General features: G+C 60.8%; 11 protein-coding genes. 8 read left to right on the top strand and 3 right to left on the bottom strand.

Going from position 1 to position 15076, the window contains the following annotated elements; translation table 11 throughout:
• Positions 1-336: 336 nt before the first annotated feature.
• Positions 337-768, top strand: a complete 432-nt coding sequence (locus ABLU73_RS13045) for a universal stress protein (protein ID WP_004886076.1) — start codon at positions 337-339, stop codon at positions 766-768.
• Between the two features lie 51 nt (positions 769-819).
• Entirely contained in the window at positions 820-3507 is a 2688-nt protein-coding gene (locus tag ABLU73_RS13040) for a cation-transporting P-type ATPase (RefSeq protein WP_004886078.1), read from the top strand.
• 76 nt (positions 3508-3583) lie between these two features.
• Here the strand turns inward: ABLU73_RS13040 and ABLU73_RS13035 are convergent, their stop codons facing one another.
• Entirely contained in the window at positions 3584-4867 is a 1284-nt protein-coding gene (locus ABLU73_RS13035) for a putative acyl-CoA thioester hydrolase (protein ID WP_004886081.1), read from the bottom strand.
• Between the two features lie 214 nt (positions 4868-5081).
• On the opposite strand from ABLU73_RS13035, the gene hutI reads away from it, so the two are divergent.
• From hutI to ABLU73_RS13005, 6 genes are all read left to right on the top strand, one after another.
• Positions 5082-6341, top strand: a complete 1260-nt coding sequence (gene hutI, locus ABLU73_RS13030; protein ID WP_074422220.1) for an imidazolonepropionase — start codon at positions 5082-5084, stop codon at positions 6339-6341.
• Positions 6338-7294 (top strand): formimidoylglutamase, encoded by a 957-nt coding sequence (gene hutG, locus ABLU73_RS13025; protein ID WP_135729790.1) that lies wholly within the window; start codon positions 6338-6340, stop codon positions 7292-7294. Before hutI ends, hutG begins: the two co-directional genes overlap by 4 nt.
• Before the next feature lie 57 nt (positions 7295-7351).
• Positions 7352-8077 (top strand): histidine utilization repressor, encoded by a 726-nt coding sequence (locus tag ABLU73_RS13020; protein ID WP_043521795.1) that lies wholly within the window; start codon positions 7352-7354, stop codon positions 8075-8077.
• Positions 8078-8219: 142 nt separating this feature from the next.
• On the top strand, positions 8220-9908 hold the full coding sequence (gene hutU / locus ABLU73_RS13015) for a urocanate hydratase (protein ID WP_004886099.1): 1689 nt from the start codon (positions 8220-8222) through the stop codon (positions 9906-9908).
• Positions 9905-11440, top strand: a complete 1536-nt coding sequence (gene hutH / locus ABLU73_RS13010; protein WP_023320006.1) for a histidine ammonia-lyase — start codon at positions 9905-9907, stop codon at positions 11438-11440. Before hutU ends, hutH begins: the two co-directional genes overlap by 4 nt.
• Positions 11441-11538: 98 nt before the next feature.
• A complete protein-coding gene (locus ABLU73_RS13005; RefSeq protein WP_004886104.1) occupies positions 11539-12921 on the top strand; it encodes an amino acid permease in 1383 nt (460 codons plus the stop codon).
• Positions 12922-13174: 253 nt separating this feature from the next.
• Here the strand turns inward: ABLU73_RS13005 and ABLU73_RS13000 are convergent, their stop codons facing one another.
• The gene (locus tag ABLU73_RS13000; protein WP_002895575.1) at positions 13175-13651 is read right to left on the bottom strand and encodes a kinase inhibitor; all 477 of its coding nucleotides are present in this window, start codon (positions 13649-13651) and stop codon (positions 13175-13177) included.
• Positions 13652-13721: 70 nt separating this feature from the next.
• Positions 13722-15011, bottom strand: a complete 1290-nt coding sequence (gene bioA, locus ABLU73_RS12995; protein WP_264923484.1) for an adenosylmethionine--8-amino-7-oxononanoate transaminase — start codon at positions 15009-15011, stop codon at positions 13722-13724.
• Positions 15012-15076: the final 65 nt, after the last annotated feature.

Below are 15076 nucleotides of genomic sequence, written 5' to 3'. Positions count from 1 at the left end.
ATGTCATTTAATTCGGCCCTCGCTGTAACCACTGGACATTCGGAGCGGCACTCCTGCTTGTAATCAGCATAGTCGGAGAAAAGGTGAAGTGTTAAAAAAGTGAATACCCCGAGCGTTGGCGGCATCGTTGGGGAAAGGGCAGGAGATTCGCAGGTGATAAGAGCTTTTTATAATATTTTTCAGTCTATTAATCCGTCATTTTCTAATGTTAATTTTCCTGTGCTACGTTTAATAACATCTATTCTGCTCGCCGCTTCTGTTGTTGAGATTTCGTTCCTCCCCAAGTATGGGGTTATTCATCACTACGCATTGTATTGGTAATAAAAGGATTATCTCATGTATAAAAATATCGTTGTTCCCGTTGACGTTTTTGATGCAGGCCTGGCCGACAAAGCGCTCTCTCATGCAAAATTCCTTGCCCAACATTCTGCCGGGCAAATTCATCTTGTCCATGTCATTCCGGCATTCTCTCCGGTGTTAACGCGTGGATTTATCTCTGATGCCCGAAAGATGGAAGACCATTTGATTACTACCGCTAAGGAAAAACTGACCGAGCTGGTTAAAAAAAATGGCCTGGCGGAAGACGCCAGCCATCTTTATGTGCGCAGTGGCAATGTTCGCGATCAAGTGATCGCCCTGGCCGATGAGCTAAAAGCGGACGTAGTGATTGTCGGTTCACGCAATCCGGGGATCCAGACTCACCTGCTGGGCTCGGAAGCGGCCAATATCGTGCGCTATGCCCATGTACCGGTTTTCGTTGTGCGCTGATGACGGCGGGATGTCGTCCTGACTTCCGCTTCATAAATCGAGGGAGAGAGTATGAATACAGATAAACCGGGGGCGCCCTACTATCAGCGCTCCGTCGAGGAGACGCTCGCCAGCGTGCAGAGTTCGCCGGACGGGATTAGCGGAACAGAGGCGGCCACGCGCCTGCAGCAGTATGGCGAAAACGCCCTGCCGCAGAAGCCGGGTAAACCCGCCTGGCTGCGTTTTATTGTGCATTTTAACGATGTGCTGATCTACGTCCTGCTGGCGGCGGCGCTGCTCAAGGCGGTAATGGGCCACTGGATCGACATGTCAGTGATCCTCGCGGTGGCGGTGGTCAATGCGCTGATCGGCTTCATTCAGGAGAGTAATGCGGAAAAATCGCTGCAGAGTATCCGTAATATGCTCTCCAGCGAGGCGGTGGTGATCCGCCAGGGCAACCATGAAACCATCCCCACCACCTCGCTGGTGCCCGGCGATATCGTGGTGATCCGCGCCGGCGACCGAATCCCCGCCGATTTACGGGTGATTGAGGCGCACAACCTGCGGGTGGAAGAGGCAATCCTCACCGGCGAGTCGACGGTGGTGGAAAAAACCACCGAGCCGCTAAGCGGTGATTTGCCGCTCGGCGATCGCAGCAACCTGGTGTTTTCCGGGACCACCGTCAGCTCAGGGGCGGGGAAAGGGATCGTGGTGGCCACCGGCGGCGATACCGAGCTGGGCCACATCAACCAGATGATGGCGGGCATTGAGAAACATCGCACGCCGCTGCTGGTGCAGATGGATAAGCTGGGCAAAGCCATTTTTATCCTCATTCTGGTGATGATGGCGGCGCTGTTCGTCTTTAGCCTGCTGTTCCGCGATATGCCGGTCTCCGAACTGATGCTGTCGTTAATTAGCCTCGCGGTGGCGTCGGTCCCGGAAGGGTTGCCGGCGATTATCTCGATTATTCTGTCGCTTGGCGTGCAGGCGATGGCCCGTCAGAAAGCGATTATCCGCAAGCTGCCGACGGTGGAAACCCTCGGTGCGATGACCGTTATCTGCTCGGATAAAACCGGGACCCTGACCATGAACGAAATGACGGTGAAGGCGGTGATCACCGCGGACAGCGTCTATCGGGTGGAAGGGGACAGCTATGAGCCGGTCGGTAAAATCCATGCCATCGACGACCCGACGCCGATCGCCGTGGCGCCAGGATCGCTTCTTGAGCGCTATCTGCGCACTATCGATCTGTGTAACGACAGCCAGCTTATCAAAGAGGAAGGCGGGCTGTGGAAAATTACCGGCGGCCCCACCGAGGGGGCATTGAAGGTGCTGGCGGCGAAGATAACCCTGGCGCCGCAGCCCAGCGAGCTGCGTAGTAAAATTCCTTTTGATTCGCAATATAAATACATGTCGACGCTTTACCGGCTGGGCGAAGAGGAGGTGGTGCTGGTCACCGGCGCGCCTGACGTTCTGTTCCGCCTGTGCCAGTATCAGCAGAGCGACAACGGACTGCAGCCGCTGGATCTCCCGTACTGGGAAAGCAAAATTGAAGAGTACGCCCGGGAGGGGCTGCGCATGGTGGCCGCGGCCTGGAAGCCGGCTGCCGCAGGCCAGACCGAGCTGACCCATCAGGATCTGCAGCAGGGGGTCATTTTATTAGGGGTTGCCGGGATGATGGATCCGCCACGTCCGGAAGCGATCACGGCGATTGCCGACTGCCTGCAGGCCGGGATCCGCGTGAAGATGATCACCGGCGACCATCCGCAAACGGCGATGAGCATCGGCAAAATGTTGGGGATTGGCAATGCGGGTAACGCCATCACCGGGCGCGAGCTGGAGGTGATGGACGACGCGCAGCTGAGCGTCGCCGCGCAGCAGTTCGATATCTTCGCCCGCACCAGCCCGGAAGATAAGTTCCGTCTGGTGCAGGCTCTGCAGAGCAAGAAAGAGATTGTCGGCATGACCGGAGACGGGGTGAACGATGCCCCGGCGCTGAAGCAGGCTGACGTCGGCGTGGCGATGGGGATCAAGGGAACCGAAGTCACCAAGGAAGCCGCCGATATGGTGTTGACCGACGACAACTTCGCCACCATCGCCAGCGCGGTCCGCGAGGGGCGCCGGGTGTATGACAACCTGAAGAAAACCATTCTTTTTGTCATGCCGACCAACCTTGCGCAGGGTTTACTGATCGTGATCGCGCTGCTGGCAGGCAACGTGCTGCCGCTGACGCCGGTGCTGATCCTGTGGATGAACATGGCCACCTCCGCCACGCTGTCGTTTGGTCTGGCGTTTGAAGCCGGTGAGAAAAATATTATGCGGCGGCCGCCGCGCGACCCGAAAATTCACGTCATGGACGGGTTTGCCATCTGGCGCGTGGCGTTTGTGGGGTCGATGATTGCGGTCAGCGCCTTTATTCTCGAAGCCTGGCTGCAGCCGCGCGGCTATTCGCCGGAGTTTATCCGTACCGTGCTGTTGCAGACCCTGGTCACCGCCCAGTGGTTCTATATGCTGAACTGCCGCGTGTCGGATGGTTTCTCGTTAACCAAAGGTTTGCTGGCTAACAAGGGGATCTGGATCGTCAGCGGCGTGCTGCTGGTGCTGCAGCTGCTGATTATCTATGCGCCGTTTATGCAGATGCTGTTTGGCACCACCGGGCTGCCGTTCCGCTACTGGGTGATCACCTTTATCATCGGCTTCGCCATGTTCCTGATCGTGGAGCTGGAAAAACCGCTGACCCGCAAATGGCGAACCGCCTGACGGCGTGAAGCGCTGAACGAAAAAGGAAAGAGGGGGCATCGCCCCCTCTTTTATTATGCTTCACGCTTGTTGCGCTTTACTGTTTCGGCTCGGCGACCACGCTGCTTCCCACGCCGCGGTTGTTATATTCCCACATGCGGTTGAAGCTGTTGTCGTTGAGGTTGCGCTGCAGATTGCCTTTGTCATCCGCGCTGCCGGTGTTGCCGCTGAACGGACGGCCGGAGCCTACCGCTGCCGCCCACGGCTGGGCGATATTAAAGCCTTCGTTGATGGCGCTGTCGCGGATCACGACCTGACCGTTGCTGTTACCGTCAACATCCAGCGCGCGGCCGAGCTGCGCGACGTTATCCCCGGAGGCGGTGAAGCGGCTGTTAGTCGCCAGGAAGCCGTAGGTCACGCTCTTCAGGGTGGCCGGCGCGAAGACATAGGCTTCTTTCTGAGTACGGGAGTTCACCACGCGGAAGTCGGTGTTATCAAACACCACGGCGCCACGGCCAGAAACGATATCCACGTCGCCTTCAATATAGCTGTTGGTTACCAGGGTGCGAGTCTGACGGTTGTCCTGCAGACGGTTCTGCACGCCGCTGTTGGTCACGAAGAAGGTGTTCTGGCGGCCAAGAATGTTCACCTTATCGATCTGCACCTGGTCGCCATCGCTGCGCAGGGCAACGGCCTGGTGGGTACCGGCATCGACGCTGTCGCCAAGGTTGTTGGCGATGGTCAGGTTCTGCAGCTGCAGGCCGTTATTCTGCGACCAGAAGACCGCGGAGCACATCACGCCGACGGTGGCGGTGGATTTGCTCTGGCAGCTGTCGAACATATACCACGCCGGTTTGCCCGGCATGTATTTACCACCCGGATTGACCAGACGACGCCAGGTGTTGCGATCCATTTCAGAATCAATGGCTTCGCTGATTTTTACGTCAATCGGTTTATCGCCGGTACCATACAGAGTCAGGGCGCCCGGCGCCGCCGGAACGTAGACGGTGCCCGGGTATTCGCCCGGCATGATGGCGATAAACAGGCGACGGTTAGAGTGGCGGGCAATTGCCGCATCCACCGCTGCCTGGACGGTGGTATGGGTCACGCCCTGGGTTCCCGCCGGGCCGACGATAAAGTCAGGCTGCGCCGGCAGGCTGATGGCGGACGGCGTCCAGGCCGCGGCATTGGGGTTCAGCGACTGGAAATAGGCCGCCGGGGTAAAGTTTTTCGCTTCATCGGCGTTCAGAATGGGACGCGCGGTGGTGCCCGGTGCAGTCTGCGTTGAGGGCTGTTGATCGGCAGGCGTCGAGCTACAGGCGGACAGCGTCACGCCGAAGGCCAGCGCCAGCGCCAGACGGGAAACGGAATATGTGTTCATGTTGCTCCGGGCAAAATTAAGCGTAGTGAAATACCCCGGCTGAGACGCCAGGGTATAAGTCCTTTAAAACCTGCTGTTTTATACTAACTTGAACGAAACGGGAAGATGCGGGCTGAAAAACTTACCTTCTTTACGCAATGAACGCTGTTCCGGGACGGTCCCTAGTCACAAATAAATAACATTTAGTCGCGCTTTTGTTGACATTCCCGGCGTTATGAAAATAAATGTCTATACAACCCATGACAAGTTAAGCGCTATGACTGAAGCCACTTCCGAACTCGTTATCTGGCGAAACGCCCGTCTCGCCACCTTGAACCCCGACCACGCTCAACCGTACGGTCTGCTGGAGCGCCACGCGCTGCTGGTCCACGACGGTCGCATTGCGGCGATCGTCGCCGAAGATGACCTTCCCAGCGGGCGCAGGATCGATCTCGAAGGCCGGCTGGTCACGCCGGGATTAATCGACTGCCACACCCATCTCGTCTTCGGCGGCAGCCGGGCCCAGGAGTGGGAGCAGCGTCTGAACGGCGTCTCCTATCAGACCATCAGCGCCAGCGGCGGGGGGATTAATGCCACCGTGCGCGCCACCCGCGACAGCAGCGAAGCCGAGCTGCTGGCGCTGGCCCAGCCGCGGCTGGCCCGCCTGCTGCGTGAAGGGGTGACCACTCTGGAGATCAAATCCGGCTACGGTCTCGATCTGCAAAACGAGCGCAAAATGCTGCGGGTCGCCCGCCAGCTGGCCGACGACAATGGCGTCGAGCTTTCGGCGACGCTGCTCTCTGCCCACGCCACGCCGCCGGAATATCAAGGCGACGCCGACGGCTATATTACGCTGGTCTGCGAGACGATCCTGCCGACGCTCTGGCGGGAGGGACTGTTTGAAAGCGTCGACGTCTTCTGCGAAAACGTCGGTTTCAGCCCGCAGCAAACCGAGCGGGTGTTTCAGGCGGCGCAGGCGCTAGGCATCCCGGTTAAAGGTCACGTTGAGCAGCTCTCCTCGCTGGGCGGCGCGCAGCTGGTGAGCCGTTATCACGGACTGTCCGCCGACCATATCGAATATCTGACGGAAGAGGGGGTGGCGGCGATGCGCGAGAGCGGCACCGTGGCGGCCCTGCTGCCCGGCGCGTTCTACTTCCTCAATGAAACCCGCAAACCACCGGTGGAACTGTTGCGCAAGTACCAGGTGCCGATGGCGGTGGCGACGGATTTCAACCCCGGCACCAGCCCCTTCGCCAGCCTGCATCTGGCGATGAACATGGCCTGCGTCAAATTTGGCCTGACGCCGGAAGAGGCGTGGGCCGGCGTGACGCGCCATGCCGCGCGGGCGCTGGGGCGGCAGAACAGCCACGGCCAGCTGGCGGCGGGCTTTGTGGCGAACTTTGCCATCTGGGATGCTGAGCATCCGGTCGAGATGGTGTATGAGCCGGGGCGCAGTCCGCTCTGGCAGCGTGTGGTACGAGGAGAACTACAATGATGCTGTGGCAAGCTACCCCCGCTAACCTTTGGCAAGGTCGCGACGACAGCGCGGAAGCGCCGAATGCGCTGCGTCTGTTCCAGACCATTCCCCGCGCCGAACGCTTCGCGCCGCAGGAGATGCCCGGCGATATCGCGCTGCTCGGCTTCGCCTGTGACGAAGGCGTCCGGCGCAACAAAGGGCGTACCGGAGCGGCTGACGGCCCGGCGACCCTACGCCGGGCGCTGGCCAATATGGCCAGCCATCAGGGCCACGACCGCTGCGTGGATATGGGCACGATTAGCGTCGAAGGCGACCAGCTGGAAGCCGCGCATCAGGCGCTGCGCGAGGCGGTGACCGCCTGCCAGCGCGCCGGCAAACGCACGCTGGTACTGGGCGGTGGCCACGAGACCGCCTTCGGTCACGGCGCCGGGATACTGGATGCCTTCCCCGGCGAAAAAGTGGGCATTATTAACCTCGATGCGCATCTGGATCTGCGCTTTGCCGAGTGCGCCAGCTCCGGGACGCCGTTCCGCCAGCTGGCGCTGGAGTGTGACGCGCAGCAGCGCGGTTTTTACTATACCTGCATTGGGGTCAGTCGGGCGGCCAACACCCAGGCGCTCTGGGAGGAAGCGGCGCGGCGCGAGGTGGCTATTGTGGAGGATCTACAGGTATTAGAGGCCTTTGAAACCCGGGTGCTGGCGGAGCTTGAGCGCAATATCGCGCAATTCGACCGTCTGTATCTGACCATCGATCTCGACGTGCTGCCGGCGCGCGAAATGCCGGCGGTATCCGCGCCGGCGGCGCTGGGCGTGCCGCTGGCGACCCTGCTGCGCATCGTAGAGCCGTTGTGCCGCAGCGGTAAGCTGCAGGCGGTGGATCTGGTGGAGTTCAACCCGCAGTTTGACATTGACGGTCAGGGCGCCCGCGCGGCGGCCCGTCTGGCATGGCAAATCGCCCATTGGTGGCAGTAGCCATTCCGGTATATTCTGGGTGTTTCGCCGCCCATTTTGCAAAAGGAAAGCCAGGCTATGTTTTCACAGCAACCCCGTTCCGCGCCCGCGCCTTTTTATGAGAAGGTGAAGCAGGCTATCGGTGAAAAAATTCACAGCGGCGTCTGGCGACCGCATGACCGTATCCCTTCGGAAGCGGAGCTGGTGGCCCAGTTCGGCTTCAGCCGGATGACCATCAACCGCGCGCTGCGCGAGCTAACGGATGAAGGCCTGCTGGTCAGGTTGCAAGGGGTGGGGACCTTTGTCGCCGAGCCGAAAGGGCAGTCGGCGCTGTTTGAGGTGCGCAGCATTGCCGAAGAAATTCTTGCCCGTCACCATCAGCACCGCTGCGAGGTGCTGCTGCTGGAGGAGACCCGGGCGGATCATATTCAGGCGACGGCGCTCAGCGTAGCGGAAGGCACCCGCATCTTTCATTCGCTGATGGTGCATTACGAAAACGAGGTGCCGGTACAAATCGAAGATCGCTGCGTCAATGCCGCGGTGGTGCCGGACTATCTCCAGCAGGATTATACCGCCACCACGCCCCATGATTATCTGTCGCTGATCGCCCCGTTAACCGAAGGTGAACATATTGTTGAAGCGGTGCAGGCCACAGCGGAAGAGTGCGCGCTGCTGCATATTCACGCCCACGATCCCTGCCTGCTGATCCGTCGCCGCACCTGGTCGACAACCCATATCGTTTCCCACGCGCGCCTGCTGTTCCCCGGCAGCCGTTATCGTCTGCAGGGCCGCTTTGGCTCCTGATCCACACTGGCGTCAGCAAAACGTGATTGCTGACGCAATATAACAAAATTGTATCATTTCTGTTAAATCCTGGCTTGCGCATGCTTGTATAGACAAGTATATGTATCTACGTAAACAACGTTCATTGTCAGGAGAAACCCCGATGTCGCAAAGCAAATATCGCCAGCTGGACGTCCGTGCGCCAAGAGGCACGACGCTGACCGCGAAGAGCTGGTTGACCGAAGCCCCGCTGCGTATGTTAATGAATAACCTCGATCCCGATGTCGCCGAAAACCCGCACGAGCTGGTGGTCTATGGCGGTATTGGTCGCGCAGCGCGCAACTGGGAATGCTATGACGCTATCGTGAAGGCGCTGAAGAACCTGGAAAGCGACGAAACCCTGCTGGTCCAGTCCGGCAAGCCGGTGGGCGTTTTCAAAACCCATGAAAACTCGCCGCGCGTGCTGATCGCTAACTCCAACCTGGTCCCGCACTGGGCGACCTGGGAACACTTCAACGAGCTGGATGCCAAAGGGCTGGCGATGTACGGCCAGATGACCGCTGGCAGCTGGATCTACATTGGCAGCCAGGGCATCGTGCAGGGCACCTACGAAACCTTCGTCGAAGCCGGTCGTCAGCACTATCAGGGCAGCCTGAAAGGCCGCTGGGTGCTAACCGCCGGGCTGGGCGGCATGGGCGGCGCGCAGCCGCTGGCCGCGACGCTGGCCGGGGCCTGCTCGCTGAACATTGAATGCCAGCAGAGCCGCATCGATTTCCGTCTGCGCACCCGCTATGTGGACGAACAAGCTACTTCTCTGGATGACGCCCTGGCGCGCATCAAGAAATACACTGCCGAAGGTCGCGCTATCTCCATCGCCCTGTGCGGCAACGCCGCGGAGATCGTGCCGGAGCTGGTGAAACGCGGCGTGCGCCCGGATATGGTCACCGACCAGACCAGCGCCCACGACCCGCTGCACGGCTATCTGCCGAAAGGCTGGAGCTGGGAAGAGTATCAGCAGAAAGCCGAATCCGATCCGCAGGGCACCATTCTGGCGGCGAAACGCTCGATGGCCGACCACGTGCAGGCGATGCTGGCCTTCCATGAGATGGGGGTCCCGACCTTCGACTACGGTAACAACATTCGCCAGATGGCTCAGGAAGTGGGCGTCAGCAACGCCTTTGATTTCCCGGGCTTCGTGCCGGCCTATATCCGCCCCCTGTTCTGTCGGGGTATCGGACCGTTCCGCTGGGTAGCGCTCTCCGGCGATCCGCAGGATATCTACAAAACCGACGCCAAAGTGAAAGAGATCATTAAGGATGATAAGCATCTGCACCACTGGCTGGATATGGCGCGCGAGCGCATCAGCTTCCAGGGGCTGCCGGCGCGTATCTGCTGGGTCGGTCTGGAATGGCGGCAGAAGCTGGGCCTGGCGTTTAACGAAATGGTGCGCAGCGGCGAAGTCTCCGCGCCGATCGTCATTGGCCGCGATCACCTTGACTCCGGCTCCGTCGCCAGCCCAAACCGCGAAACCGAAGCGATGCGCGACGGCTCTGACGCGGTCTCCGACTGGCCGCTGCTCAACGCCCTGCTCAACACCGCCAGCGGCGCGACCTGGGTGTCGCTGCACCACGGCGGCGGGGTAGGCATGGGCTTCTCGCAACACTCCGGGATGGTTATCGTCTGCGATGGCACCGATGAAGCGGCGGCGCGTATCGCCCGCGTCCTGCACAACGACCCGGCCACCGGTGTGATGCGTCATGCCGACGCGGGGTACGAGATTGCCATTGAATGCGCAGCAGAACAGGGTCTCAATCTTCCGATGGTCGCGGCAACGCAGGGGAACGCGAAATGAAATCTTTAACTCTGATCCCGGGTCAACTCAGCCTGTCGCAGCTCCGCGACATCTACAGCCACCCGGTGAATATTACCCTCGACAGCGGCGCGTTTGCCGCCATCGACGAGAGCGTGGCCTGCGTCAACGCCATCCTTGCCGAAGGGCGGACTGCCTACGGCATTAACACTGGTTTTGGCCTGCTGGCGCAGACCCGGATCTCGACGGAAGATCTGGAGAACCTGCAGCGTTCGCTGGTGCTGTCCCATGCGGCGGGCGTTGGCGAGCCGCTGGACGATGACCTTGCGCGCCTGATTATGGTGCTGAAGATTAACAGCCTGTCCCGCGGTTTCTCCGGGATCCGCCTGAGCGTGATCCAGGCGCTGATTGGCCTGGTGAATGCCGGCGTGACGCCGTGGATCCCGGCGAAAGGTTCCGTCGGCGCCTCCGGCGACCTCGCGCCGCTGGCGCATATGTCGCTGACCCTGCTTGGCGAAGGCAAAGCGCGGGTACGCGGCGGCGAATGGCTGCCGGCTACCGAAGCGCTGCGTCAGGTTGGGCTGGAGCCGATTACCCTGGCGGCGAAAGAGGGGCTGGCGCTACTCAACGGCACCCAGGCCTCGACCGCTTTTGCCCTGCGCGGTTTGTTCGAAGCCGAAGATCTGTTCGCCTCCGCGGTCGTTTGCGGGGCGTTAACCACCGAAGCGGCGCTGGGTTCGCGTCGTCCGTTCGATGCGCGTATTCATGAGGTACGCGGCCAGCGCGGGCAGATTGATGCGGCGGCGCTGTATCGCCATCTGCTGACCGACGATAGCGCGATCTCGCAGTCGCACCATAACTGCAGCAAGGTGCAGGACCCGTACTCCCTGCGCTGTCAGCCGCAGGTGATGGGCGCCTGCCTGACCCAGATCCGCCAGGCGGCGGAAGTGCTGCTGGCCGAAGCCAACGCGGTCTCTGATAACCCGCTGGTCTTCGCCGCCGAAAATGACGTCATCTCCGGCGGCAACTTCCACGCCGAACCGGTGGCGATGGCCGCGGATAATATCGCGCTGGCGATCGCCGAAATCGGCTCGCTCTCCGAGCGCCGCATCGCGCTGATGATGGACAGCCATATGTCGCAGCTGCCGCCGTTCCTCGTGAAAAATGGCGGGGTGAACTCCGGGTTTATGATTGCCCAGGTCACGGCGGCGGCGCTGGCCAGTGAAAACAAAGCGCTGTCGCACCCGCACAGCGTCGACAGCTTGCCGACCTCCGCCAACCAGGAAGACCACGTCTCGATGGCGCCGGCGGCCGGTCGCCGCCTGTGGGCGATGGCCGAGAACACCCGCGGCGTATTGGCCGTTGAGTGGCTGGCGGCGGCGCAGGGGCTGGATATGCGCGAAGGGCTGACCACCAGCCCACTGCTGGAAGAAGCGCGTCATCTGCTGCGCGAACGTGTCCCTCATTATACGCAGGATCGCTACTTCGCCCCGGATATCGATAATGCCATTGCGCTTCTGGCGGCCCGTCACCTGACGCGTCTGCTGCCTGCCGTACTGCCAGGCCTGCACTAATCACCGTTGTTCTCTGTACCCGCGTCGGGGGAAGTCATTCCCCCGACCGCCCTACATCGCATATTTGTCGTCATATAAAAAAACCAGGACACCTGTATATGCAACAACAACACAAGCCACATCTGCTGCGCGGGCTCAATGCCCGACACATTCGATTTATTGCGCTCGGCTCCGCTATCGGCACCGGGCTGTTCTACGGCTCGGCCTCCGCCATCAAGGCGGCGGGCCCGGCGGTGCTGCTGGCCTATCTGATTGGCGGCGCGGCGGTGTTTATCGTCATGCGCGCGCTGGGCGAGATGGCGGTGCGCAACCCGGTTTCCGGCTCCTTCGGCAGCTATGCCCGCCAGTATCTCGGGCCGCTGGCCGGGTTTATTACCGGCTGGACCTATACTTTTGAAATGGTGATCGTCGCCCTGGCCGACGTCACCGCCTTCGGCATCTATATGGGATTGTGGTATCCCGATGTCCCGCGCTGGATCTGGATCCTCAGCATCATCTTCTTTATCGGCGCCATGAACCTGTGCAACGTGCGGGTGTTCGGCGAGATGGAGTTCTGGCTGTCGCTGGTGAAGGTGGTGGCGATTATCGCCATGATGCTGGCGGGCGCCGGGATCATCTTCTTTGGCTTCGGCCATAGCTTCCCGGCTACCGGGCTGGAAAATCTGTGGAGCCACGGCGGCTTTGCTCCTAACGGCTGGCAGGGCGTTATCGCTTCGCTTGGCATCGTGATGTTCGCTTTCGGCGGGGTGGAGATTATCGGCGTCACCGCCGCGGAAGCGAAAGATCCGAAAAAGGTCATCCCGCAGGCCATCAATACCATTCCGCTGCGTATTATCCTGTTCTACGTCTGCACCCTGGCGGTGCTGATGGCGATTTTCCCGTGGAACAGCTTTGGCGAGCAGGGGAGTCCGTTTGTGCTGATTTTCGACGGTCTGGGGATCCCGGCGGCGGCGACAATCCTTAACATCATCGTGATCAGCGCCAGCATTTCGGCAATTAACAGCGATATCTTCGGCGCCGGGCGCATGATGTACGGCATGTCGAAAGAGGGGCTGGCGCCGAAAAGCTTCCAGCGCATCGCCAGCAACGGCGTACCCTGGATGACGGTGGTGGTCATGGGCGGCGCGCTGCTGGCGGCGGTGGTGCTGAACTATCTGATCCCCGAGCAGGTCTTTGTGCTAATTGCTTCGCTGGCGGCATTCGCCACGGTGTGGGTGTGGTTGATGATCCTGCTGTCCCATTTCGCCATGCGCCGTAGTTTGTCTGCCGAAGAGCGCAGCCAGATTGCCTTCCCCGTCCCGTTCTGGCCGGTTGCGCCGCTGTTGACGCTGCTGTTTATGGGGCTGGTTATCGCGGTGCTGGGGATGTTTGCTGAGACGCGGATGGCGCTGATTGCCGGCCTGGTCTGGCTCGGGCTGCTGACGGTGGTGTGGTACGCGCGGGTGCGTAAAACGGCGCTGCAGGTAGCCACTGAACAGTAAGGCCAATTTCCCCGGTGGCGCTGCGCTTACCGGGGCTACGAGGTGTGAGGCTGGGAGAGGCCCCCGTAGGCCGGGCAAGGCGTCAGCCGCCGCCCGGCATAAAAGCGGCTCCGTGCCCGCGGCAATCGCCCGGCGGCGCTGCGCTTGCGTGGGCCTGGGGGTATTGTAGGTCGGGTAAGCGCAGCGCCACCCGAAAAACAAATGGCGCCGCAAGTAGCCCGGATAAGGCGACAGCCGCTATCCGGGGGGGAGATTAACTGAACAGGGCGGTGATGGAGGCGCTGGCGAGGGAATGGAAATGGACGTTAAAGCCGACCATTGCGCCGCTGGCCTCGGCATCCACTTCAATTTTCTCGACGTCCAGGGCGTGGACGGTAAAGATATAGCGGTGGGTTTCGCCCTTCGGCGGCGCTGCGCCGCCGTATCCCGCCTTGCCAAAATCGGTGCGGGTCTGAACGGCCTCTTCCGGCAGCTCCGCCTGACCGGAACCGGCCCCTTGCGGCAGGACGCGGGTATCCGCAGGCAGGTTAGCCACCACCCAGTGCCACCAGCCGGAGCCGGTCGGCGCATCCGGATCGTAGCAGGTCACCACAAAGCTTTTGGTTCCCGCGGGCACATCATCCCACATCAGATGCGGCGAAATATTGTCGCCATCGTAGCCCATGCCGTTGAAGACGTGACGATTAGGCAGCTTACCGCCGTCCTGGAGATCGTGACTGATCAGTTTCATGCTTCATCCTCATTGATAATGCGCTGATTAACCTGGAAGTGTAGCCTGCACCACGACGCAATTCCGCTATTTATTCGCTAAAAAATGTTTCGTCCTGCACCGCCAGGTTAACGGCGCGGGTCAGGCGGGACAGCTGGTCAGGCGCGATGATGTACGGCGGCATCAAATAGATCAGGCGGCCAAACGGGCGGATCCATACCCCCTGCTCGACGAAAAAGCGCTGCAGGGCAGCCATATTGACCGGGCGACGGGTTTCAACCACGCCAATAGCGCCCAGCACGCGGATATCGGCGACCAGGGCGGATCCCCGCGCCGGCGCCAGCTCGGCCAGCAGCTGGGCTTCAATCGCCGCCACCTGCCGCTGCCATTCGCCGCTCTCCAGCAGGCGCAGGCTTTCGCTGGCCACCGCGCAGGCCAGCGGGTTGCCCATAAAGGTCGGGCCGTGCATAAAGCAGCCAGCTTCACCGTTGCTGATGGTTTCCGCCACCTCGCGGGTGGTCAGCGCGGCGGAGAGGGTCATGGTGCCGCCGGTCAACGCCTTGCCCAGACATAGTATGTTGGCGGTAATCCCGGCGTGTTCACAGGCGAACAGCTTGCCGGTGCGGCCAAAGCCGGTGGCAATCTCATCGGCGATCAGCAGTATCCCTTCCCGGTCGCACATTTTACGCACCCGCTTCAGCCACTCCGGATGGTACATCCGCATCCCGCCCGCGCCCTGTACGATCGGTTCGAGGATCACCGCGGCGATGTCGTGACGGTGCGCGGCCATCAGGCGGGCAAAGGGCACCATATCCATTTCATCCCACTCGCCGTCAAAGCGGCTCTGCGGCGCGGGGGCGAACAGGTTATCCGGCAGATAGCCCTGCCACAGGCTGTGCATCGAGTTCTGCGGATCGCAGACCGACATCGCGCCGAAGGTATCGCCGTGATAGCCATTGCGGAAGGTCAGGAAACGTCGACGCGGTTGGCTTTTCGCCTGCCAGTACTGCAGCGCCATTTTCATCGCCACTTCTACCGCCACCGAACCGGAATCGGCGAGGAAAACGCACTCCAGCGATTCCGGCGTCATCGCCACCAGTTGGCGACAGAGCGCCACCGCCGACGGATGGGTAATCCCGCCGAACATGACGTGCGACATCTGGTCGATTTGCGCTTTCATCGCCGCATTCAGGCGCGGGTGATTGTAGCCGTGGATTGCCGCCCACCAGGAGGACATACCGTCAACCAACTGTTCGCCGCCGGCGAGGGACAGCTCGCAACCGTGGGCGGAAACCACCGGGTAGACCGGCAGGGGGGAAGTCATAGAGGTGTAGGGGTGCCAGATGTGGCGCCGATCGAAGGCGAGATCGTCCAGGGTCATAAGCGACTTGTAAACCATTTTGAAAACATTTAGGTTTACGAGTATAAACCGAACCGTAAATTAAC

It is taken from the genome of Klebsiella sp. GG_Kp175 (assembly GCF_040062325.1).
Classification (GTDB): Bacteria; Pseudomonadota; Gammaproteobacteria; order Enterobacterales; family Enterobacteriaceae; genus Klebsiella; species Klebsiella quasipneumoniae.
The sequence above is the reverse complement of the archived record's forward strand: the minus strand, read 5'-3'. Positions and strand labels throughout refer to the sequence as shown.